The organism is Silvania confinis (assembly GCF_025564085.1).
GTDB lineage: Bacteria > Pseudomonadota > Gammaproteobacteria > Enterobacterales > Enterobacteriaceae > Enterobacter > Enterobacter confinis.
The window spans coordinates 36,910-60,086 of record NZ_JAMGZJ010000073.1 but is presented as its reverse complement, the minus strand read 5'-3'; the positions used below and the strand labels follow the sequence as shown (position 1 = coordinate 60,086).

Here is a 23,177-nt window from a genome sequence, read left to right as displayed (position 1 = left end):
AAATGTCTGCGGGTAAGTGCCGATAATGTCAGCGCATTTGATGCTTTTTGAGCAATGCCCTTAATTGATGGTAGGTCAGACCCAGGAGTTCAGCCGCGCGTTTCTGATTAAATTTTGCCTCGTTCAGACTCCGTTCCAGCAGCTGCTTTTCCTGATCCAGCTGGAACTGACGCAAATCCAACGGCAGGGCAGGCGAATGGGCCGATGGCGGCGCGTCAGGCTGCGACGGTGCCGGGCGATAAAACGGGTCGATCACGATCTGATCGAGTTCCGTCTCGCTGCTGCCGTGGCGGTAGACCGAACGCTCAACCACGTTTTTCAACTCGCGGATGTTGCCCGGCCAGCGATAGCCCAGCAGCGTCTCGCGGGCGCTGTCGCTAAAGCCCGGGAACAGCGGCAGGCCCAGTTCGCGGCACATCTGAATAGCGAACTGCTCCGCCAGCAGCATGATATCGCTGCGCCGTTCGCGCAGGGGCGGGAGCTGTACTACGTCAAACGCCAGCCTGTCGAGCAGGTCGGCACGGAACTTATCCTGCTCGACCATCTCCGGCAGATTAGCGTTAGTCGCGCAGACCAGCCGGACGTTCACCTGCAGCGGCTGGCTGCCACCCACGCGCTCCAGTTCGCCGTATTCAATGACACGCAGCAGTTTTTCCTGCACCAGCATCGGGGCGGTTGCCAGCTCATCGAGGAACAGCGTCCCGCCGTCGGCACGCTCAAAGCGCCCCGGATGACGTTTCTGTGCGCCGGTAAACGCGCCAGCCTCGTGGCCAAACAGCTCCGTATCAAGCAAATTTTCGTTCAACGCGGCGCAGTTTAGCGAGATAAAAGGCCCGTCCCAGCGCGCAGAAAGATAGTGCAGCCGGTTCGCGATCAGCTCTTTGCCGGTTCCGCGTTCGCCGATAATCAGCACCGGCTTATTGAGAGGGGCGAGGCGCGAAACCTGCTCCAGCACTTCGAGAAAGCTGTTGGCTTCCCCTAACAAATTGTCTTTGAATTCTGCCATGATGAAATTAACCATTTGTTGGTGTGATTCACTAAGCGAGAGTAGGGCTGATCGGGCGAAAAAGCAATCACCTTGTTTTAAATCAACAACATAAAAAACTGGCACGGGAATTGTATTAACTATTCAGCAGGGCTTAGCCCGATAACAGAAATGTGAGGATTGAATTATGGGTATTTTTTCTCGTTTTGCCGACATCGTGAACGCCAACATCAACACGCTGCTGGAAAAGGCCGAGGATCCGCAGAAGCTGGTGCGTCTGATGATTCAGGAAATGGAAGATACGCTGGTTGAAGTGCGCTCCACCTCTGCCCGCGCGCTGGCAGAGAAGAAACAGTTGTCGCGCCGTATCGAACAGGCCACGGCTCAGCAGACTGAATGGCAGGAAAAAGCGGAGCTGGCGCTGCGGAAAGAGAAAGACGATCTGGCCCGCTCGGCGCTGATCGAAAAACAGAAACTGACCGATATCGTGGCGACGCTGGAGCAAGAAACCACCCTGGTGGACGAAACGCTCGCCCGGATGAAAAAAGAGATCGCTGAGCTTGAGAACAAACTGAGTGAAACCCGTGCGCGTCAGCAGGCGCTGACCTTGCGTCATCAGGCGGCGAGTTCTTCCCGCGACGTGCGCCGTCAGCTCGACAGTGGCAAAATTGATGAGGCGATGGCGCGTTTTGAATCCTTTGAGCGCCGCATTGATCAAATGGAAGCCGAAGCGGAAAGCCACGGCTTTGGCAAACAGAAATCGCTGGATCAGCAGTTTGCCGATCTGCAGGCCGATGATGAAATCAGCGAACAGCTGGCCGCGCTGAAAGCCAGAATGAAACAAGACAACCAATAATAACAACAGCGGCGCCTTTTGCCGGCGCCGCCACTCATCGTAAGACAAGGAGTAGACATGAGCGCACTTTTCCTGGCCATTCCGCTGACCATTTTCGTGCTGTTTGTTTTGCCGATCTGGCTGTGGCTGCATTACAGCAACCGTTCTTCCCGGGGAGAGCTCTCGCAAAGCGAACAGCAGCGGCTGGGACAATTAACTGACGACGCGAAAAAAATGCGTGAACGTATTCAGGCGCTGGAAGCCATCCTGGATGCGGAACATCCGAACTGGAGGGATCGTTAATGGGCGGAATTAATCTGAATAAAAAGCTGTGGCGTATTCCTCAGCAGGGGATGGTGCGGGGTGTCTGCGCCGGGCTGGCGCATTATCTCGACGTGCCGGTGAAGTTGGTACGCGTGGTGACGGTGCTCTCCATTTTCTTTGGCCTGGCCTTTATTACCCTGGTGGCCTATATCATTTTATCCTTCGTGCTCGATCCGATGCCGGACAGCGCGATGAACAGTGAAGATGCCCCAACCAGCAGCGAGCTGCTGGATACGGTCGACGCCGAACTGGCGGCAGGTGAGCAACGCCTGCGCACGATGGAGCGGTATGTCACCTCCGACACCTTCTCGCTGCGCAGCCGTTTTCGTCAGCTTTAACCGAGAGAAATGCGATGAATCAACGCTGGCAACAGGCCGGTCAAAAAGTGAAACCCGGCCTTAAAATTGCAGGAAAGTTAGTCTTACTGACGGCGCTGCGTTATGGTCCCGCCGGGGTGGCGGGCTGGGCGATCAAGTCTGTTGCCCGTAAACCGGTCAGAATGCTGCTGGCCGTGGCGCTGGAGCCGTTACTGAAAAAGCTGGCGCTGCGCCTTTCCGGTAAGTTGAAATAATCTGCAACGGCACAGCCCCGGAGGTGCCGTTTTGCGGCTTTAATTCCCTTCTGATTGTCCCCATGTCATATTTTTAAGCATCTTATTAATTCCTTCAGGCAAAACAGGACGGCGATGAAGCGACTTAAAAACGAATTCAATTCTTTGGTCAATCGCGGCGTGGATCGTCATTTGCGACTGGCGGTGACCGGCCTGAGCCGCAGCGGCAAAACCGCCTTTATCACGGCGATGGTCAATCAACTGCTGAACCTGCACGCGGGGGCGCGTCTTCCGCTGCTGAGCGCGGTGCGTGAAGAGCGCCTGCTCGGGGTCAAGCGCGTGCCGCAGCGCGATTTTGGTATTCCGCGTTTTACCTATGATGAAGGGCTGGCGCAGCTGTATGGATCGCCCCCGACCTGGCCGACGCCGACCCGTGGGGTAAGCGAAATCCGCCTGGCGCTGCGCTACCGCTCAAACGACTCCCTGATGCGCCACTTCCGCGATACCTCCACCCTGTATCTGGAGATCGTCGATTACCCCGGTGAATGGCTGCTCGACCTGCCGATGCTGGCGCAGGATTATTTGAGCTGGTCCCGGCAGATGACCGGTTTGCTGCACGGACAGCGTGCCGAGTGGTCGGCTAAATGGCGCGCGCTGTGCGCCGGGCTGGATCCGCTGGCCCCGGCCGATGAAAACCGGCTGGCGGCCATCGCCGATGCCTGGACCGAGTATCTGCATACCTGTAAACACCACGGCCTGCACTTTATCCAGCCGGGACGCTTTGTGCTGCCCGGTGATATGGCGGGCGCGCCGGCGCTGCAATTTTTCCCGTGGCCGGATGTGGATGGCGTGGGCGAGTCGAAGCTGGCCCAGGCCGATAAACACACCAACGCGGGCATGCTGCGCGAGCGTTTTCACTATTACTGCGAGAAGGTGGTGAAAGGCTTTTATAAAAACCATTTCCTGCGCTTCGATCGCCAGATTGTGCTGGTGGACTGTCTGCAGCCGCTCAACGGCGGGCCGCAGGCGTTCAACGATATGCGCCTCGCGCTGACTCAACTGATGCAGAGCTTTCATTACGGACAGCGCACGCTGTTCCGGCGCTTGTTCTCCCCGGTGATCGACAAGCTGCTGTTTGCCGCTACCAAGGCTGACCACGTTACGGTCGATCAGCACGCCAATATGGTCTCCCTGCTGCAACAACTGGTGCAGGATGCGTGGCAAAATGCCGCCTTTGAAGGCATCAGCATGGACTGTCTGGGGCTGGCCTCGGTGCAGGCAACCCAGAGCGGGCTGATTGACGTCAACGGCGAAAAAATCCCGGCGCTGCGCGGCAACCGACTGAGCGACGGCGAGCCGCTGACGGTCTATCCGGGGGAAGTGCCGGCCCGGCTGCCGGGCCAGGCATTCTGGCAAAATCAGGGCTTCCAGTTTGAGGCGTTTCGCCCGCAGATGATGAATGTTGACCAGCCGCTGCCGCATATTCGTCTCGATGCCGCGCTGGAGTTTTTAATTGGAGATAAGTTGCGATGACCGAACCGTTGAAACCGCGCATCGATTTTACCGGCACACTGGAGCAGGAGAATCGCGAAGCTTTTAAAACGGCACAAATTTTTGCTGACGCCGAGGCTGAGCATTTTGCCCCGGCGGTCACCGAGATGTTGCCCGCAGAAGAGGGGCAGGCCGAAGCGGTGGTTGACGCCGCGCTGCGCCCGAAACGCAGCCTGTGGCGAAAAATGGTCAACGCCGGGCTGCTGCTCTCGGGCGTGACGGTGATTGGCCAGGGCGTGCAGTGGGCAATGAATGCCTGGCAAACCCAGGACTGGGTCGCGCTGGGCGGCTGTGCTGCCGGGGCGTTGATCGTCGGCGCGGGCATTGGCTCGATTGCCAGCGAGTGGCGACGGCTGTGGCGACTACGCCAGCGTGCGCACGAGCGTGACGAAGCCCGGGATCTGCTCCACAGCCACGGCACCGGCAAAGGGCGGGCGTTTTGCGAAAAACTGGCGCAGCAGGCCGGGCTCGATCAGTCGCATCCGGCGCTGCAGCGCTGGTATGCCGCGATCCACGAAACCCAAAACGACCGGGAAGTGGTTTCCCTGTATATCCACCTGGTCCAGCCGGTGCTGGATGCCCAGGCCCGGCGCGAGATCAGCCGCTCGGCCGCCGAATCCACGTTGATGATTGCCGTCAGCCCGCTGGCGCTGGTGGATATGGCCTTTATCGCGTGGCGCAATTTACGCCTGATTAACCGCATTGCCACGCTGTATGGTATTGAGCTGGGATATTACAGCCGCCTGCGGCTGTTCCGCCTGGTGCTGCTGAACATCGCCTTTGCCGGAGCCAGCGAACTGGTGCGTGAAGTGGGGATGGACTGGATGTCGCAGGATCTGGCCGCCAGACTGTCGGCGCGTGCGGCGCAGGGGATTGGCGCAGGGCTACTGACTGCCCGATTGGGGATTAAAGCGATGGAGCTGTGCCGTCCACTGCCGTGGACAGAGGACGATAAACCGCGTCTGGGTGATTTCCGTCGTGAATTAATCGGCCAGTTAAAAGAAACGCTGACTAAAAAACCGCAGTAACTGCCGACGCGCGCACAAAACTCCGTCACTCCACTCTCAGGCTGTCAATATTTGTTGACAGCCATCTTCCCGATTGTCGATATCTGGCTTATCATTTCAGGGTTACTGGCTTATAGAGTGATTTTCCCATGCGTCTGGAAGTGTTTTGTAAGGACCGTCTCGGCCTGACTCGCGAGTTACTCGATCTCCTTGTTTTGCGTAGCATTGATCTGCGCGGAATCGAGATCGACCCAATCGGGAAGATTTACCTGAACTTTGCTGAAATCGCCTTCGATACATTCAGTAGTTTAATGGCTGAAATCCGCCGTATCGCTGGCGTTACGGATGTTCGCACCGTGCCCTGGATGCCCTCTGAGCGTGAGCATCTGGCCCTGAGCGCGCTGCTGGAAGCGATGCCGGAACCTTTCCTGTCCCTTGATCTGAAAGGCAAAATTGAACGCGCGAATCTGGCGAGCTGCCAGCTGTTTGCTGAGGAGCAGGATAAACTGAGCAGCTACAATGCCGCCCAGCTGATCCCTGGCTTCAATTTCCAGCGCTGGCTGGAGAGTAACCCGCAGTCCACGCACAGTGAACACGTGGTCATCAACGGGCAGAATTTCCTGATGGAGATCACCCCCGTGTATCTACAGGGCGAAAACAACCTCAGCACGCTTACCGGGTCAGTGATCATGCTGCGCTCCACAGTGCGGATGGGGCGTCAGCTACAAAATCTGGCGAGCCAGGATGTCAGCGCCTTCAACCAGATTGTGGCGGTGAGCCCGAAAATGCGTCATGTGGTCGATCAGGCGCGTAAGCTGGCGAATCTGGCGGCACCTTTGCTGATTACCGGCGATACCGGAACGGGTAAAGATCTGCTTGCCCATGCGGTGCATCAGGCCGGTCCACGCTCGGCCAAACCGTATCTGGCGCTGAACTGTGCCTCGATCCCGGAAGATGCCGTAGAAAGCGAGCTTTTCGGCCACGCGCCGGAGGGCAAAAAAGGTTTCTTCGAGCAGGCCAACGGCGGCTCGGTGCTGCTGGATGAGATTGGCGAAATGTCGCCACGGATGCAGGCCAAGCTGCTGCGATTCCTCAACGACGGGACCTTCCGCCGGGTAGGGGAAGATCACGAGGTACATGTCGATGTGCGCGTGATCTGCGCCACCCAGAAGAACCTGGTCGAGCTGGTGCAAAAGGGCGTCTTCCGCGAAGATCTCTACTATCGTCTGAACGTGTTGACCCTCAACATTCCGCCGCTGCGCGACTGTCCGCAGGACATCATGCCGCTGACTGAACTGTTTGTGGCGCGCTTTGCCGACGAGCAGGGGATCCCGCGACCGAAGTTCTCTGCCGATCTCAATACCGTGCTCACCCGTTACGGCTGGCCGGGCAATATTCGTCAGTTGAAGAATGCGATTTATCGCGCGCTGACCCAGCTCGAAGGCTATGAACTGCGTCCGCAGGATATTCTGCTGCCGGACTACGATGCCGGATCGGTGGCGGTGGGCGAAGAGGCGATGGAAGGATCGCTGGATGACATTACCAGCCGCTTTGAACGTTCGGTGCTGACGCAGCTTTATCGCAACTATCCGAGCACGCGTAAGCTGGCGAAACGGCTTGGCGTTTCACATACCGCGATTGCCAATAAACTGCGTGAATATGGTCTGAGCCAGAAGAAGGGCGAGGAGTAAAAACAAGAAAGCCTCCGTCGGGAGGCTTTCTTTTTGCACTTACGCTTTCAGCGCGTCCAGCGCGGCAGCGTAGTCCGGCTCGGTGGTGATTTCATTCACCAGGTGGCTGAAGACGACGGTGTCGTTTTCGTCAACCACGACCACGGCACGGGCAGCCAGGCCTTTCAGTGCGCCTTCAGCGATACCGACGCCGTAATCCTGCAGAAACTCAGGGCTACGCAGGGTGGACAGGGTGATTACGTTGCTCAGGCCTTCTGCACCACAGAAGCGGGACTGGGCGAACGGCAGGTCGGCAGAGATGCACAGCACAACAGTGTTGTCCATTTCAGTCGCCAGCTGGTTGAATTTACGCACGGAAGCGGCGCACACGCCGGTATCGATGCTTGGGAAAATGTTCAGCACTTTACGTTTGCCGGCAAACTGGCTCAGCACGACGTCAGACAGATCTTTTGCTACAAGAGTAAAAGCCTGCGCTTTGCTACCAGCCTGAGGAATGGATCCTGCAACTGAAACCGGGTTGCCCTGGAAATGAACGAGTTGTGACATAGATATCTTCCTGTTTACAAATAGTTAACGTCGCCGCTAGTGTATGTCATCCGCTGATAACACGGCAAACCCTATTTACACGATGTCGCCCTACAGGAGTGAGTGATGAGAAGCGTCAAGGTTTACGAAGAAGCCTGGCCATTGCATACCCCGTTTGTCATCTCCCGGGGAACCCGGAGTGAAGCCTGCGTGGTGGTGGTCGAGATTGAAGAAGAGGGCGTGAAAGGGGTCGGTGAATGCACGCCATATCCGCGCTATGGCGAGAGTATCGCCTCGGTGATGGCGCAGGTGATGTCGCTGGTACCGGAACTGGAGCGTGGGCTCACGCGGGAAGCGCTGCAGAATCTGCTGCCGCCCGGCGCGGCGCGCAATGCCGTTGACAGCGCGCTGTGGGATTTAGCCGCCCGCCAGCAGGGTGTGACGCTTGCCGCCCTGACCGGCGCGACGCTGCCGCAGACGGTTGTCACCGCGCAGACGGTGGTGATTGGTGAACCGGCGCAGATGGCGGCCAGTGCCAAAGCGCTGTACGCCGCCGGGGCGCGACTGCTGAAAGTGAAGCTGGACGATCATTTGATTAGCGAGCGGATGGTGGCAATCCGGGATGCCGTCCCGCTGGCCACCCTGATTGTCGATGCTAACGAATCCTGGCATGGCGAAGGGCTGGCAGCTCGCTGCCAGTTGTTGGCAGATCTGAAAGTCGCCATGCTCGAGCAACCCCTGCCAGCCGGGGACGACGCGGCGCTGGAGAATTTTATCCATCCGCTGCCGATCTGTGCCGATGAGAGCTGCCACTCCCGCGCGAGCTTGCCCGCGCTGAAAGGGCGCTACGAAATGGTGAATATCAAGCTGGATAAAACCGGTGGTATCACCGAAGCACTGGCACTGGCGACCGAGGCTCGCAGAGGCGGTTTTGCCCTGATGCTCGGCTGCATGCTTTGCACGTCGCGGGCGATTGGTGCTGCCTTACCGCTGGCGGGCGAGGTGATGTTTGCCGATCTCGATGGCCCCACCTGGCTGGCGGTGGATGTCTCTCCCGCGCTGCACTTCACCACCGGCGTGGTTCATCTCTGATGTTGCCAGCGTAATAGCTCGGTCATGGCGTTCAGGTACGTCTCGCTGGCCTCGTCTGACGAGATCGGCGGGAACTCGGCGGTAATACAGTGCAGATTTAAATCGGCGCACCAGCTGCCAAACGACCCTGGCGTTTCGTATCCCACGCTGGTGACCAGCGGCAGCGAAAACGCATCCGCCAGCCAGCTTCCCAACGGGGTATGTTTAGGGTCTTCAATGCAGGCCAGCGGATCGTGAAACGACACCACCCAAGCCGGATGCAGCTTGTGAATCAGCTGACACAGTGCCTGCGTTTCCGGCTCGGAACCGGGTTTGTCCCCCGTCAGCAACACCACGTCCCGATCCTGCGCCGCGCTGTTCCAGCGGTAGACCGTTTCACCGGTGCGCCAGTTGGCTGCCGGGAAGTTGCGGTTTAAATCCACCCCACGGGCGTTCGCGCGTAACCCCAGCTGGCAGCCGTCCGGGTTGACCGTCAGCACCACGTGGTGGCGGCGCTGTTCCGGGGCCAGGGTGCGCAGTGCACAGGAGAGGGTCACAATCGAGGAGTTTTCGTCGCCGTGGGTGCCCGCGATGATCAGGCCGCTGTTGCGATCGGCCTGCGGTGCAGGGAACCAGATTAACGGCGCGCCGAGGAACGAGCGGCCATAATGTTCAGTTCCCGGTGGAAAAGCGCCGCGTTCCGTTCTTGGGCGGGTAAAGGACATAGACGTTCCTGAAAAAGAGAGAGTTTAATGGCAGTGTTGTGCAAAACACGCGGTTAATCAAATAGTTTCAGCCCGGAGAGAAATTGGCTGCATATCAACTTTCCGATGGAAGTAATTTGCATTACCCTGTTCTGAAACAAATAATTACGCATCTGCTCGTTACCCATCCTTTCAAAGGGGATCTCATGAAGCATCCGGTTTCGGTAATTTGTTCTGCCTTGTGGCTCTGCGGCCTCTCTTCTTCTGCCTTTGCGGCTGACGTTCCTGCCGGAACGCAACTGGCGCAAAAGCAGGAGCTGGTGCGTCATATTAAAGACGAACCCGCGTCCCTCGATCCCGCAAAAGCGGTGGGTCTGCCTGAAATCCAGGTGATTCGCGATCTGTTTGAAGGTCTGGTCAATCAGAACGAAAAGGGTGATCTGGTGCCCGGTGTCGCCACCCGTTGGCAGAGCAACGATAACCGCGTCTGGACCTTTACCCTGCGCGATAATGCCCAGTGGTCAGACGGTACTCCGGTGACGGCGCAAGACTTTGTCTATAGCTGGCAGCGTCTGGTCGATCCCAAAACGACGTCGCCTTTTGCCTGGTTTGCCGCACTGGCGGGCATCACCAATGCCCAGGCGATTATCGACGGGAAAGCTACGCCGGATAAGCTCGGGGTGACGGCAGTCGACAGCCGCACGCTGCGCATCCAGCTTGATAAACCGCTGCCGTGGTTTGCCAACCTGACGGCGAGCTTCGCTTTCTATCCGGTGCAAAAAGCCAACGTCGAGAGCGGCCTGGAGTGGACTCGCCCGGGTGCACTGGTCGGCAATGGTGCCTATACCCTGAAAGATCGGGTGGTTAATGAGAAGCTGGTGGTTGAGCGCAACGGCCACTACTGGGATAACGCCAAAACGGTGCTGCAGACTGTCACCTTTGTGCCGATTAACCAGGAGTCATCTGCCACTAAACGCTATCTCGCGGACGGGATCGACATCACCGAATCCTTCCCGAAAAATCTTTACCAGAAGCTGCTAAAAGACATTCCGGGCCAGGTGTACACCCCGCCACAGCTGGGCACTTACTATTACGCCTTTAACACCCAGAAAGGCCCGACGGCGGATGCGCGGGTACGTCTGGCGCTGAGCATGACCATCGATCGGCGGATCATGGCGGATAAAGTGCTGGGCACTGGCGAGAAGCCCGCGTGGCACTTTACCCCTGACGTGACCGCCGGGTTTACCCCGGAGCCGTCGCCGTTCGAGCAAATGAGCCAGGAAGAGATGAATGCGCAGGCCAAAACCCTGCTGCAGGCGGCGGGCTACAATGCGCAGAAACCGCTGAAGCTTACCCTGCTGTACAACACCTCGGAAAACCACCAGAAGATTGCCATCGCGGTGGCGTCGATGTGGAAGAAAAACCTTGGCGTAGAGGTGAAGCTGCAAAATCAGGAGTGGAAAACCTACATCGACAGCCGCAATACCGGGAACTTTGATGTGATCCGCGCCTCGTGGGTAGGGGATTACAACGAGCCGTCAACGTTCCTCTCGTTGCTGACCTCCACCCATACCGGCAACATTTCGCGCTTTAACGATCCGGCATATGACAAAGTGATTAGCCAGGCTGCGCTGGAGACAACGGTGAAAGCTCGCAACACCGATTACAACATGGCGGAAAAAATCCTCGCCGAAAAAGCGCCGATTGCACCGATCTACCAGTACACCAACGGGCGTTTAATCAAGCCGTGGGTGAAGGGTTACCCGATCAATAATCCGGAAGACGTTGCCTACAGTCGCACGATGTATATCGAGAAACACTAAGCGTTAGCGCAGAAAAAAGCGCCAGCCTCGGTCGCGAGGTCTGGCGTTTTTTTTATCTGGGTTATTTATTCAACAGTTCGGCAAATTTCGCCAGCCATTGGGGATGGGCAGGCCAGGCGGGGGCGGTGACCAGATTGCCGTCAACGTGCGCCTGATCGATACCGATGTCGGCGAAATGCCCGCCGCTAAGCCGCACTTCCGGTGCACAGGCCGGGTATGCGCTGCAGGTGCGATCTTTCAGTATGCCTGCCGCGGCCAGCAGCTGCGGGCCGTGGCACACGGCAGCAATCGGTTTACCGGCTTTATCAAAGGCCTGCACCAGCTTGATCACGTCTTCATTTAAGCGGAGATATTCCGGGGCCCGCCCGCCGGGGATGAGCAGTGCGTCATAATCCTGCTCCTTCGCTTCGGCAAAATCGGCGTTCAGTACAAAGCGGTGGCCGGGTTTTTCGCTGTAGGTTTGGGCACCGTCAAAATCATGGATCGCGGTCTGAATATAATCACCTTTGGCTTTATCCGGACAGACCGCGTCAACGCGGTGGCCAATCATCTGCAGTGCCTGGAAGGGCACCATGGTTTCGTAATCTTCGGCGTAATCTCCGACCAGCATCAGGATCTTTTTGCTCATCTAAACCACTCCTCAAAAAATAGTAAGTGAAGTACAGAGGGCGCCATCACGCAGCCAGCACTTTGTTCCGCCCATCGTTTTTGGCGCGATACAGCGCATCATCGACGCGTTTAAACAGCGCGTCGATATTCTCGTCCGGGTTGTGGCGTGCCACGCCAATACTGACGGTAAAACGCGGCAGGCCAGGCAGCGCAATGTGCGCGACCGCTGCACGCACGGTTTCAGCGACCTGCATAGCCGCTTCCAGCGAGGTGCGGGGCAGCAGCAGGACAAACTCCTCGCCACCCCAGCGGAAAACGTAATCATCTTTTCGACATGCGCTTTCCAGCATCCGCGAAAGGGCGATCAACACTTCATCGCCTTTCTGGTGGCCGAACATATCGTTGATGCGCTTAAAGTGATCGGTATCGACCAGCAGCAGGCTGAACTCCTGCTGCGCCGGAAGCTGGGCAGGCGAGGTTTGATCGGTGAGGTGATAAAACTGACGGCGATTGAGTAGGCCGGTTAATGAATCGCGCTGGGCAGCATGCTCCAGTTCCTGCTCGAGCCTTTTTTGCTCTGTGATATCGTGAATGATGCACAGCATCAGCTTATCGCCGTAGATCTCAATCGGCCCGGCGTAGGTTTGTACGTGGCGGGTGCTGCCGTCAGCAAGACGATGGACAAAATTGAGCGGCTTATGGCCGCCCGGCAGACGCGCGATCTCGGTCATCACCGGCAGGATGTTACGACCCAGCGTATTAATTTCCCAGGTGTGCTTATTGCACATTGCATCGTGGGTGTAACCGTAAAAATTGAGCGCGGCGAGATTAGCGTCCACAATCTGCCCGTCGCGGGAGGGGTCGATCAGCAGCATTGGCGCGCTGTTGGTCAGAAAAAACCGGGCGTAAAAACCCTGTTTCTTGCGTTGGTAGGAGGTGGAACGGGTCGCTTTCAGGCCGGTGGGCGGTTGGCGAACAATCCCTTCAAAGACGATCACTTCGCCGAACCCTTCAAAGGTGGCGAGGGAGAGCCGACAGGTGAGGCTGGTCTGCTGGCTGTGGGGCCCGATGGTCCAGATCTCGACAATGTCCTGCTTGAGTTTTAAATCCGGGACATACATCGACAGGGCATTTTGGGCGTGAGCGGAGTTAGGCCCTTTACGTAGAGTTGCCAGCGTCGCGTCGTGCATCATCTCTTTTGCCGCCGAATTGGCAAACAGTAAATATTCGGTAACTGGCGAGACCAGCCAGACGGGCGTGTTCAGAACATTCAGCGCATCAAACCCTGCTGGCATATGTCGATCCCATTTATCGGCACATTCATGTGCCAGAGGTCCACGACGGAGCAGGCACGCGTGGGTTTCTCTGAAACATACTCTACTTCATGCATTCAGGCAGGATTTTTTTGTGAGATTGCCGGGTAATTCGTATTAATTATACCAACTGGAATAGTTTTATTTTCTGCGGGTTGTTGCTCGGTTAATACCTGAATTCTGTCGGCGGGCACGGGGTGCGAAAATAAAAAGCCCTGTAAGTAACTGCACCCCAGAGTGGTTAATAACGCCAGCTGGTCTTGCGTTTCAATGCCTTCCGCGACAACGTTCATGTTCATACTGCGGGCCACGTTAATGATGGTGGCCACCACATTGGTGCTGGATTCACTGTGACCCATATTCTTAATAAAACTTTTATCAATTTTTAACTCTTTCGCCGGCAGTGTATTTAACATCAGCATGTTTGAATATCTAGTGCCGAAATCATCAATAGAAACGGTGATCCCCACTTTGCTGAATTCATTAAGCAACTGAACACTGCGGTCGAGATTTTTAAGCGCGGAGCTCTCTGTCACCTCAACGATCAGGCGCGCGGGCTGGAGCGCATATTTTCGCAAGGATTCTGTCACCACGAAGAATATATCGGGCTGTTCAAACTGGACGGGCGATAAATTAATCGCCAGCGTCCACGGATGTCCGGCCTGATCCCAGATCTGTAGCTGGCGGCAGGCCTCGTCAATCATCCAGTTACCCACCGGCATAATCAGGCCGGTTTTTTCCAGTGCCGGTAAAAAGGTCGCCGGCAGCAAGATGCCCTGTTCCGGGTGACGCCAGCGTAGCAGGGCCTCAAAACCCACGATATCGTTGCGCTGGGCGCAATATTTTGGCTGATACCAGACTTCGAACTGCGCGCGAGCGAGCGCCAGAGAAAGATCCTGCAGCAGCCCCGGCGTGGCGGAGAGCACCTGTGACATCCCCACGTGGTAGATAGCCCAGCCGTTACGGCCGTCATTTTTGACGTTATACATCGCCGTGTCGGCTTTCAGCTTAAGCTCGTGCAGCGTCTGCCCGTGGTCTGGATAGAAGCTAATTCCCGCGCTCAGCGAGATATTCAGCGTGTGCCCGCAGAGGTAAAAGGGCTTACCCATGTCGCTGACCAGAGCCGTACATAATTCAGTGACCTGCGCAGTGCTGCTGTTGGGCCCCAGCACCACAAACTCGTCTCCACCCATCCGGGCGAGGGTCATCTCAGGCATTAAGCGGGCGTTAATCCGCTCGACGACGTTAATCAGCAGTTCATCGCCGACAAAGTGTCCCCAGGTGTCGTTCACCGCCTTGAAGCGATCCAGATCGAGGAAGATTAGCGCATACTTGCTCCCCGCGTCGTTTGCCTGACGCAATCCCTCCTGGAGGAGAGAATCCATTTGATGGCGATTGGCAAGGCCGGTCAGGGCGTCATAGCGCGCCTGAAGTTCCAGCTGGTTGTTCAGCTGACGCAAATTCTCGGTCAGACGGTTGGTGCGGTTATGGGAATCGACGAGGGAAATCACCAGCATAATGCCGAGCAACACCAGAGTGGTGGCTGAGACCCAAACGGAAAGTCCCGCTTCGCTGACGCCACCGACCATCAGGTGCTGACCCGAATGAAAGTGTGCCGCCGCCATGCCGGTATAGTGCATGGCGCAGACCGCTGCCCCCATCACCAGCGCGGCGACAATACGGTTCATCACCGCCCCTTTATGATTGTGTCGCAGATGAAAGGCCAGCCATAAACCGACACCCGAGGCGACAATCGAAATCAGGATAGAAAGTAGAACAATGGAGAGATTCCAGTGGATGTCGCTGTGGCTCATCAGGGCGGACATGCCGACGTAGTGCATCGACACCACCCCGGTACTGAGGATCGCGGTAGCCAACAGCAAGCGAGAAGCCGACAGCGAACTGCCTGATACGGCGATATTAATGGCGAGCGTGGTGGCAACCAGCGAGACGGCGAATGAAATAAGGGTCAACCCAAGGTCGTAACTCATCATCATCGGCATACGCATCGCCAGCATGCCGATAAAATGCATCGACCAGATCCCCATTCCCAGGGTAATGCCCCCGGCTAACCGCCAGAACAGGGAGGTACTTTGCCCGACGAGCAGTATTTTGCCAGCGCTATCCAGCGCGACAAATGAGGCTATAAAAGCCACGAGATACGAGATCCCTATCAGAATAGGGTCCCACGAAATGTACATCATCAGCATTCTCACGCTTAACATTCAGAGAGACAGAAAGGTCGCCCGCAAGGGACCACGCTATAAAACACACTATTCTTTATTTGAGGCGTTATCGGATTAAGTCTGAGAAAACATTAATAGCTTTTCAGGCGAAACGCCAAGAATATATTTAATATTCTATTGTGTAGTCACGCTAAATATTTAGAGGCAAGATACTGTCCACGGCTTAAGTTAAGATTTATTAATGTGTAGCTGAATCGATGTTTATCCGCTTGGATCGCGTAAATTGCGTTTAACAGTGCCTCATGGTGCTGGTTTTCGTTATCACGGATTTATGTCGCTACTTAAGGTAAATTACGCGTGCTTAACCGCAAAGAAATTGTCTCTACGAAATGAAGGTGAAAAAATAAAAAGCGGGTGCTATAAGTTTTATATCTACTAAAAAAGAGTGTTGCAGGATCTATTATGCTTAGAAACATTAGCGTAAGGACTTTTATTCTGAGTTATCTGGTGGTTGTGTTTTTATTAATCGATGGGGTGGTGTTTTTTTTCACACAGCAAACATCTTTGTTGATTGTACTTAATGTTATTTTTATCGTCGCTTATCTCTTCCTGCAGTTTTACATGACCCAATATCTGGTGCAGCCGATCAATACCGTTAAAAAAAGTATTGAAGAGGTGGTCTCCGGCAATCTGGGCGTCACTATTCCTGAATTCGGTAACAACTGCGCGGGCAGATTAATTCCAGGCATCAATACGCTGTCGGGCAATCTTGCTACGCTGGTACGCGAAATCCGTTCGTCTTCCGAGACGGCGATGACCCTGTCTGAACAACTGGCTGCCCGCAGCATGGCGCTGTCGGCCAAGACCGAACTGCAATCAGCCTCCCTGATCCAGACCTCTGCCAGCATGGAGCAGATGGCAGCGACCACTAAAAATACCGCTGATAACACCCGGCTCGCTAACGAGCGGGCAAGTCTGGCAACCCAGCAGGCCAGAAAAGGCGGCGAGTTGATGGGGCTGGTGGCCAACAATATGCACTCGATTACCGAATGCGCCCAGCAGATGACCGAGATCATCTCCCTGATCGACGGCATCGCGTTCCAGACCAATATCCTGGCGCTGAATGCCGCCGTCGAAGCGGCGCGCGCAGGCGATCACGGCAAAGGCTTCTCGGTTGTGGCGGGCGAAGTACGCAGCCTGGCGCATCGCAGTGCGGAAGCGGCTAAAAACATCAAATCTCTGATCGACGTCACCAACAGCAACGTCAGCCAGGGGGCGATGGTGGTAGCCGAAGCCGAGAAAAATATGCATGAGATCGTCACCGGTTCCGGGCAGGTCAGCAAGCTGATGGACGAAATCTCCACCTCAACCCACGAGCAGGAGAAGGGCATTGCGCAAATCACCGTGGCGCTGAATGACCTTGAGCAGATCACTCAAAGCAACGTGGTGATGGTGGAAGAGCTTTCCGGCTCGTCAGCGGTGCTGAAAAGCCAGGTGGTTGAACTGCAGACCCGCACCCGTAACTTCCATCTTGAACCGGAAGCCACCGCCCACGCTTTTAGCTATCAAACGCGTGCGGAGCACGTCTTCTAAGAAAACAGCCTGGTTCGCCAGGCTTTTTTATCTCTGCAGTTTCAGGATTACTCTCTTTTATTAACGAATTCAGCGCGATGCCGGGGTAAATTGTTGATTAACGTCTCAGGGTGGCTAGACTGACAACAATGATTTGCTATTAGCGGAGGCGCTGTGGAAGGCATTAAAGGATCTGAAGTTAACGTTCCTGACGCGGTTTTTGCGTGGTTATTCGACGGCAAAGGCGGAGCCAGACCGCTCACGGACGACGACATTATCGACCAGCAGCACCCCTGCTGGCTGCATCTCAACTACACCCACCCGGAAAGCGCGCACTGGCTGGCCACCACGCCGCTGTTGCCCAACAACGTGCGCGATGCGCTGGCCGGAGAAAGTTTACGCCCGCGAGTCACCCGGATGGGAGAGGGCACCTTAATTACGCTGCGCTGCATAAATGGCAGTACCGATGAAAGGCCAGATCAGCTGGTGGCGATGCGCCTGTATATGGATGAAAGGCTGATTGTTTCAACCCGTCAGCGTAAAGTCCTGGCACTGGACGATGTGGTCGGCGATTTACGAGAGGGCTCCGGCCCGCAGGATTGCGGTGGCTGGCTGGTGGATGTCTGCGATGCGTTGACCGATCACGCCAGCGAATTCATCGAAGAGCTGCACGACAAAATTATCGATCTGGAAGATAACCTGATCGACCAGGTAACCCCCGCGCGCGGCGTTCTGGCGCTGCTGCGTAAACAGTTAATTGTGATGCGTCGCTATATGGCCCCCCAGCGCGACGTCTATGCGCGGTTGGCCAGCGAGCGACTCAGCTGGATGAGTGACGATCAGCGTCGCAGAATGCAGGATATCGCCGACCGACTGGGACGCGGCCTCGACGAGATTGATGCCAGTATTGCCCGCACGGCGGTCCTCACCGATGAAATCGCCCAGGTGATGCAGGAATCGCTCTCCCGACGCACCTACACCATGTCGTTGATGGCGATGGTCTTTTTACCCAGCACTTTCTTAACCGGGCTGTTCGGCGTCAATCTTGGGGGGATCCCCGGTGGCGGGTTCCGTTTTGGTTTCTCGCTATTTTGCATCATGTTAGTGGTTTTGATTGGCGGTGTTGCATGGTGGTTGCATCGCAGTAAATGGTTGTAAATTTACGCTTTTAGCGCTTTCTGAATATCTTAAAACGCTATTTTAATTGAGCGAAGTCAATAAACCGTTTACCCACAAGGTGCACTATCACTCCCGCAGGTGAATGCAACGTCAAGCGATGGGCGTTGCGCTCCATATTGTCTTACTTCCTTTTTTGAATTACTGCATAGCAAAATTGATTCGTACGACGCCGGCTTAAATAAGTCGGCTTTTTTTTGCCTGTCACTCAGCAACGACTACCCTAAAAGAGACATTCCGTTCTTCTGGAGGGTAATATGACCTTGCTATTGTCACTGCTGCAAACACGGCAATCCGACCCGGTCCCCACCGATCCGGTGCCTGTTCCCGATCCGATCCCACGCCCACAGCCGATGCCCGATCCGCCGCCGGACGAAGTCCCGATTAAAATGTCGCATCAGAGGCGGAGATCTGCGAGGATACGCGCCTGCTGACTGTGAGCCTTTTACCGCGAGAATAATTGTGACTGCTTTTTCAACGCTGAACGTACTGCCTGCCGCCCAACTCGATAACCTTAACGAGTTGGGTTACCTGACGATGACCCCTGTACAAGCCGCCGCGCTGCCCGCGATCCTTGAAGGACGTGACGTCCGTGTGCAGGCAAAAACCGGCAGTGGCAAAACGGCGGCATTTGGTCTTGGGCTGTTACAACAAATTGATGCCACCCTGTATCAGACGCAGTCGCTGGTGATGTGCCCGACGCGTGAGCTGGCCGAGCAGGTGGCGGGTGAGTTACGCCGTCTGGCGCGATTCCTGCCAAACACCAAAATTTTAACCCTCTGCGGCGGACAACCATTTGGCGCACAGCGTGATTCCCTTCAGCACGCGCCACATATTATTGTCGCCACGCCAGGCCGTTTGCTCGATCACCTGCAGAAAGGCACAGTGTCGCTCGAGGCGCTGCAAACGCTGGTGCTGGATGAAGCGGACCGCATGCTGGATATGGGCTTTAGCGACGCCATTGATGAAGTGACCCGTTTTGCGCCGCCAACGCGTCAAACCTTGCTGTTCTCTGCCACCTGGCCAGAGGCGATTGCCGCCATCAGCGGGCGCGTACAGCAAAATCCGCTGGCGATCGAAATTGACTCCGTTGATGCTCTGCCCGCGATTGAGCAGCAATTTTTCGATACCACCCAGCGCGGGAAAATCCCGCTGCTGCAAAAATTACTCAGCCTGCACCAGCCTGCCTCCTGCGTGGTGTTTTGTAACACCAAAAAAGATTGTCAGGCAGTATGCGATGCCCTGACCGAAGCAGGCCAGAGCGTGTTGTCTCTGCATGGCGATCTTGAGCAGCGCGATCGCGACCAGACCCTGGTGCGTTTTGCCAACGGCAGCGCCCGCGTGTTGGTCGCCACCGATGTCGCGGCCCGTGGCCTGGATATCAAATCGCTGGAGCTGGTGGTTAACTACGAGCTGGCCTGGGATCCAGAGGTGCACGTGCACCGCATCGGTCGTACCGCGCGTGCGGGTAACAGCGGTCTGGCAATCAGCTTCTGCGCACCGGAAGAGGCGCAGCGCGCCAACATTCTGGCTGAAATGCTGCAAATCAAACTGAACTGGGTAGAAGCCCCTGCCAATGTCGGTATTGTGCCGCTGGCTGCAGAGATGGTCACGCTGTGTATCGACGGTGGCAAAAAAGCCAAAATGCGTCCTGGCGACGTGCTGGGTGCGCTAACCGGTGATATTGGGCTGGACGGTGCGGATATCGGCAAAATTGCCGTGCACCCGGCGCATGTGTATGTGGCGGTGCGTCAGTCGGTGGCGAAAAAAGCGTGGAAACAGCTGCAGGACGGCAAGATTAAAGGCAAAAGCTGCAAAGTCCGTCTGCTGAAATAAGCGGGCGGGAAAGCGTCTCAGAGTCACCTCTGAGACGCCTGATAGTTACTTCACTTCAACCACGTTCAAACGCATCTCATCCAGCTGACTGTCGTCTTCTTCTGGCTGCCAGCCCGCTGGCTGCATCGGGATATCTTCGCGGTCAAACGCCAGATCGCCGCCGTCTACCACGTCAGAACCGTGCTTAATCCCTTTGAAATCAAACAGGTTAATATCGCTCAGGTGCGACGGCACCACGTTCTGCATGGCGCTGAACATGGTTTCGATACGGCCCGGGTAGCGTTTATCCCAGTCGCGCAGCATATCGCCAATGACCTGACGCTGCAGGTTTGGCTGCGAACCGCACAGGTTGCAAGGGATGATCGGGTAGCCTTTTGCTTCGGCAAAACGCTCAATGTCTTTTTCGCGGCAGTAAGCGAGCGGGCGAATAACGATATGCTTCCCGTCGTCGCTCATCAGCTTAGGCGGCATGCCTTTCATTTTGCCGCCGTAGAACATGTTCAGGAACAGTGTCTGTAAGATGTCGTCCCGGTGGTGGCCGAGGGCAATCTTGGTCGCACCCAGCTCTGTGGCCGTGCGATACAGAATGCCACGACGCAGACGCGAGCACAGCGAGCAGGTGGTTTTGCCTTCCGGGATCTTGTCTTTGACGATGCCGTAAGTGTTCTCTTCGACAATCTTGTACTCAACGCCCAGCTTTTCCAGGTATTCCGGCAGAATATGTTCCGGGAAGCCAGGCTGTTTTTGGTCCAGGTTGACCGCCACCAGTGAAAAATTGATCGGCGCACTTTGCTGCAGGTTGCGCAGGATCTCGAGCAGGGTATAGCTGTCTTTGCCGCCAGACAGGCAGACCATGATCCGGTCGCCTTCTTCAATCATGTTGTAGTCCGCAATGGCTTCGCCAACGTTGCGGCGCAGACGCTTCTGTAATTTGTTCAGGTTGTACTGGTCTTTCTTGGTAATGTCTTGATTTTGTTGCATTTATTCTTTACTCAAATATCAAATGGGGCACCAGTGGGGCAAAACGCTTTTAAAGCGCCAGCTTCGCGTTCAGCATAGCCACCTGTTCATTGTTCAATTCTTCTATCCATGTAGCATAGATTTCATACACCATCTGCGCATTTTCGTGCCCCATCTGATTAGCAATAAAAGACGGGTTAGCGCCTGCCGATAATAACCAGCACGCGAAAGTGTGCCGTGTATGGTACGGATTGCGGCGGCGAATGCCAGCACGTTTTACAGCAGAGTCCCAACGCGCTGCAATACTGCCCAGTGAGTAGTGAGCTTTCTGGGCGCCGTTTCTTACCCGGGGCATGAAAACAAAATGCACATTCTGCTTTTCAGTCAGCCCATATTCACGGTGGTGATAGGTGATCTCCGTTTTTGGGAATCGGGCTGTTAATTCACTCTGGGCCTGCAGAGCATCAATTGCGGGCTGAAGTAACGTGACGGTTCTGAAGCCCGCTTCTGTTTTAGGTGGCCCAAACATGCCCAGTGTATTCAGGTTCCGCTTTACGCTCACGGTACCGCCAGCCAAATCGATATCTTCCCAGGCAAGCGCCGCCAGCTCCCCATGTCTCAAACCCGAGTAGATGGCGAACTGCCACAGATTACGCTTCTGCCCGTGGTTAGCCGCCATGAGCAGATCAAATTCAGCCCGAGACAGCGGATCAGGTTTGGGATTGCTTTTCTGTAGCTTCTTTATTCCCGTGAAAGCCTTTTCGGTGGCAAACCCAGAGCGATGTGCGAATCGCAGAATTGAGCAGAGCAGCGAAATATAATTGTCCACGGTCCTGACGCTGCGCCCAATCTTGTTCGACCGTCGATGCAACTCATACATCGTCTGCCCCTCGAGCAACTCTGTACGGTACCGGCTACGCACCCGAAGCAGGGTGATGCGCTGCTAATCCTCAGCAGCGGCCGCACGCAGTTCGCAAAGCTCATGGGGCAGTCACTGATTTGCGACGACGGCGAAGCGATCGAGGGCGTGGCGCTGGAAGAGGTCGAAGTATTGGGGCGTGTGACGTACTTCATCACGCAGATTTATGATGATAGGAGGGTAGTGTGAGAAGCGGTGCGCAGCACCAGGAGTCGATGCTCATTCTTTGTAAAATTTAAGGTCCGCAATGAGAGAATGGCGGACATATTTATTTAACATGGAAATTTCAGCATTTAATAACTTATTTTAAAGCGAACAGTTAAATTTAAATGTTGCCTGGTCATTTCTCACATCTAGTTCCGTAAGCCATAGTTTACATTTTATATTGTCAATTAATATATCCTTTCCTTCACCGATGTTTATGTTCATTGACTCGGAGTTTATATTAATCGTTGCGGAATTGGTAAAGACCGCACTTAATCCTAACCTGGCCTTGTTAGGAATCAATTCAACCGAACCACCTCTTCTAGTCTTTATTTCAGCTGATTCTTTCACATAAGACTCAATCTGTTCCTTTAACTTAACGATTGATGCAGAGCACTGGGCTTCACCCTTAGCCAAATTTTCTTTTGTGTTTGTTAAAGAATTTTCAGTACTGCTAAGTTTCGCTTCACAAACACCTATGCGACTAGCATATTGGTCAACTCTAACCTTTGCTTCATCGAGTGCACGTCTCTCTGTAGCAGATAAAGTCAATGCAGTCGCTGACTGTCTTAGTGATGATAATAATCCTGGGGCATCAAGTTGGTTCGATTTTTTATATTCTTCAATGGTGTCTTTAAAATGCTCAACACGAGCTGAATTTATAGTAAAGCCTAAATAAAAAGAGCCTCCAATGATAGAAATTGCCACAGGAATGATTATAGCCAGCGATTTGGTATTGATCTCAAATTCCATAAAACCTATGTCATCCTTTGTTTTTTTAGATATTTCACATTTGGTAAAGTAGCCATTAATCGATTGTTAAGTCAAGTGTTTCATATTGATGAAAGTATGTGACAACTTTCATTTTGATAAATTCGTTATGTTAGTCTGTCTATATTCCTTAAGTCACTAGATAAAATGTGGAGTAAGAAGCGGTGCGCACCAAAAGTCTTACAACGGATCGGTAGTGATTTTGCACAGGGAGGTGTGCCGGGTAAAGGGTGGCGGTTTGTTTCTGGAAGGAGCTGCGCAAAGTTCTCGTATGTGGCAAAGCGTGGGGCAAATATTGGGGCAAACCAACGGCTGGAATCTGTTTGGGGCACGAAATGGGGCATGCAAAATGTAGCTTATTGGGGGTTGAGGTAGATAATGCTGGAGGTTAACCATTTGAAAATAAAGGAAACACCGCCATTTTCAACGCTTTGAAGGGGTTAGCGAGACTTGTTCAGGTTGTACTGGTCTTTCTTGGTAGCTTCTTGATTTTGCGACATTAATAATGGCTCAATTCGTTCGTGGCAAACGCCGTGCATGCCGCCCACCGTTCAGGCCGGGGGAC

21 protein-coding genes and 2 pseudogenes are annotated in these 23,177 nt (G+C 55.0%); 14 read left to right on the top strand and 9 right to left on the bottom strand.

All coding sequences use genetic code 11. The annotated features are described in order from the left end of the window. Positions 1-28: 28 nt before the first annotated feature. Positions 29-1,021: a phage shock protein operon transcriptional activator gene (pspF, locus tag M8013_RS09125; protein WP_271267482.1), complete on the bottom strand. Its 993-nt coding sequence runs from the start codon at positions 1,019-1,021 to the stop codon at positions 29-31. Positions 1,022-1,172: 151 nt separating this feature from the next. On the opposite strand from pspF, the gene pspA reads away from it, so the two are divergent. The 7 genes from pspA (at position 1,173) to tyrR (ending at position 6,943) form a co-directional block, all read left to right on the top strand. After that, the gene (pspA, locus tag M8013_RS09120; protein WP_271267481.1) at positions 1,173-1,841 is read left to right on the top strand and encodes a phage shock protein PspA; all 669 of its coding nucleotides are present in this window, start codon (positions 1,173-1,175) and stop codon (positions 1,839-1,841) included. Between the two features lie 57 nt (positions 1,842-1,898). After that, entirely contained in the window at positions 1,899-2,123 is a 225-nt protein-coding gene (pspB, locus tag M8013_RS09115; RefSeq protein ID WP_271267480.1) for an envelope stress response membrane protein PspB, read from the top strand. After that, a complete protein-coding gene (pspC, locus tag M8013_RS09110; protein ID WP_271267479.1) occupies positions 2,123-2,482 on the top strand; it encodes an envelope stress response membrane protein PspC in 360 nt (119 codons plus the stop codon). The genes pspB and pspC overlap by 1 nt, the downstream gene beginning before the upstream one ends. A gap of 14 nt (positions 2,483-2,496) precedes the next feature. Then, positions 2,497-2,715: a phage shock protein PspD gene (gene pspD / locus M8013_RS09105; protein WP_271267478.1), complete on the top strand. Its 219-nt coding sequence runs from the start codon at positions 2,497-2,499 to the stop codon at positions 2,713-2,715. 114 nt (positions 2,716-2,829) lie between these two features. Beyond that, positions 2,830-4,227 (top strand): YcjX family GTP-binding protein, encoded by a 1,398-nt coding sequence (locus M8013_RS09100; protein ID WP_271267477.1) that lies wholly within the window; start codon positions 2,830-2,832, stop codon positions 4,225-4,227. Next, the gene (locus M8013_RS09095) at positions 4,224-5,273 is read left to right on the top strand and encodes a YcjF family protein (RefSeq protein WP_271267476.1); all 1,050 of its coding nucleotides are present in this window, start codon (positions 4,224-4,226) and stop codon (positions 5,271-5,273) included. Before M8013_RS09100 ends, M8013_RS09095 begins: the two co-directional genes overlap by 4 nt. Positions 5,274-5,401: 128 nt before the next feature. Then, positions 5,402-6,943 carry a transcriptional regulator TyrR gene (gene tyrR, locus M8013_RS09090; protein ID WP_271267475.1) on the top strand — a complete coding sequence of 514 codons (1,542 nt, stop codon included), beginning with the start codon at positions 5,402-5,404 and terminating at the stop codon, positions 6,941-6,943. Between the two features lie 39 nt (positions 6,944-6,982). Here tyrR and tpx read toward each other — a convergent pair whose 3' ends face one another. After that, a complete protein-coding gene (gene tpx / locus M8013_RS09085) occupies positions 6,983-7,489 on the bottom strand; it encodes a thiol peroxidase (protein ID WP_271267474.1) in 507 nt (168 codons plus the stop codon). Positions 7,490-7,594: 105 nt separating this feature from the next. Here tpx and ycjG point away from each other — a divergent pair, with 105 nt between their 5' ends. Beyond that, positions 7,595-8,560, top strand: a complete 966-nt coding sequence (gene ycjG / locus M8013_RS09080; RefSeq protein WP_271267473.1) for an L-Ala-D/L-Glu epimerase — start codon at positions 7,595-7,597, stop codon at positions 8,558-8,560. Here ycjG and mpaA read toward each other — a convergent pair. After that, positions 8,551-9,264 carry a murein tripeptide amidase MpaA gene (gene mpaA / locus M8013_RS09075; RefSeq protein ID WP_271267472.1) on the bottom strand — a complete coding sequence of 238 codons (714 nt, stop codon included), beginning with the start codon at positions 9,262-9,264 and terminating at the stop codon, positions 8,551-8,553. The genes ycjG and mpaA overlap by 10 nt on opposite strands. Before the next feature lie 185 nt (positions 9,265-9,449). Between mpaA and M8013_RS09070 the strand changes: the two genes are divergently transcribed. Beyond that, complete coding sequence (locus M8013_RS09070) at positions 9,450-11,066, top strand: peptide ABC transporter substrate-binding protein (RefSeq protein ID WP_271267471.1); 1,617 nt, start codon at positions 9,450-9,452, stop codon at positions 11,064-11,066. A gap of 61 nt (positions 11,067-11,127) precedes the next feature. Here M8013_RS09070 and M8013_RS09065 read toward each other — a convergent pair whose 3' ends face one another. The 3 genes from M8013_RS09065 to M8013_RS09055 form a co-directional block, all read right to left on the bottom strand. Continuing rightward, positions 11,128-11,694, bottom strand: coding sequence for a DJ-1/PfpI family protein (locus tag M8013_RS09065; RefSeq protein ID WP_271267470.1), 567 nt, complete (start codon positions 11,692-11,694; stop codon positions 11,128-11,130). A 46-nt stretch (positions 11,695-11,740) separates the two neighbouring features. Beyond that, positions 11,741-12,970 carry a GGDEF domain-containing protein gene (locus tag M8013_RS09060; protein ID WP_271267469.1) on the bottom strand — a complete coding sequence of 410 codons (1,230 nt, stop codon included), beginning with the start codon at positions 12,968-12,970 and terminating at the stop codon, positions 11,741-11,743. A gap of 95 nt (positions 12,971-13,065) precedes the next feature. Then, on the bottom strand, positions 13,066-15,192 hold the full coding sequence (locus tag M8013_RS09055) for a putative bifunctional diguanylate cyclase/phosphodiesterase (protein ID WP_271267468.1): 2,127 nt from the start codon (positions 15,190-15,192) through the stop codon (positions 13,066-13,068). A gap of 444 nt (positions 15,193-15,636) precedes the next feature. On the opposite strand from M8013_RS09055, the gene M8013_RS09050 reads away from it, so the two are divergent. The 4 genes from M8013_RS09050 to dbpA all read left to right on the top strand — a co-directional run bounded on the left by M8013_RS09050 (position 15,637) and on the right by dbpA (position 19,758). Then, positions 15,637-16,767 carry a methyl-accepting chemotaxis protein gene (locus M8013_RS09050; RefSeq protein ID WP_271267467.1) on the top strand — a complete coding sequence of 377 codons (1,131 nt, stop codon included), beginning with the start codon at positions 15,637-15,639 and terminating at the stop codon, positions 16,765-16,767. A gap of 153 nt (positions 16,768-16,920) precedes the next feature. After that, positions 16,921-17,904: a zinc transporter ZntB gene (gene zntB / locus M8013_RS09045; protein ID WP_271267466.1), complete on the top strand. Its 984-nt coding sequence runs from the start codon at positions 16,921-16,923 to the stop codon at positions 17,902-17,904. Positions 17,905-18,179: 275 nt separating this feature from the next. Then, the gene (gene ynaL / locus M8013_RS09040) at positions 18,180-18,356 is read left to right on the top strand and encodes a proline-rich small protein YnaL (protein ID WP_271267465.1); all 177 of its coding nucleotides are present in this window, start codon (positions 18,180-18,182) and stop codon (positions 18,354-18,356) included. 28 nt (positions 18,357-18,384) lie between these two features. Beyond that, positions 18,385-19,758: an ATP-dependent RNA helicase DbpA gene (gene dbpA / locus M8013_RS09035; RefSeq protein WP_271267464.1), complete on the top strand. Its 1,374-nt coding sequence runs from the start codon at positions 18,385-18,387 to the stop codon at positions 19,756-19,758. Positions 19,759-19,803: 45 nt separating this feature from the next. Here dbpA and ttcA read toward each other — a convergent pair whose 3' ends face one another. Together ttcA and M8013_RS09025 are read right to left on the bottom strand one after the other, a co-directional pair. After that, on the bottom strand, positions 19,804-20,739 hold the full coding sequence (gene ttcA / locus M8013_RS09030; RefSeq protein WP_271267463.1) for a tRNA 2-thiocytidine(32) synthetase TtcA: 936 nt from the start codon (positions 20,737-20,739) through the stop codon (positions 19,804-19,806). A 49-nt stretch (positions 20,740-20,788) separates the two neighbouring features. Beyond that, positions 20,789-21,628 (bottom strand): annotated as a pseudogene (locus tag M8013_RS09025) (tyrosine-type recombinase/integrase); the annotation flags it as partial. Here M8013_RS09025 and M8013_RS09020 point away from each other — a divergent pair. After that, positions 21,629-21,826 (top strand): annotated as a pseudogene (locus M8013_RS09020) (hypothetical protein); the annotation flags it as partial. A gap of 117 nt (positions 21,827-21,943) precedes the next feature. On the opposite strand, the gene M8013_RS09015 reads toward M8013_RS09020, so the two are convergent. After that, entirely contained in the window at positions 21,944-22,594 is a 651-nt protein-coding gene (locus M8013_RS09015; protein ID WP_271267461.1) for a hypothetical protein, read from the bottom strand. Between the last annotated feature and the right edge of the window lie 583 nt (positions 22,595-23,177).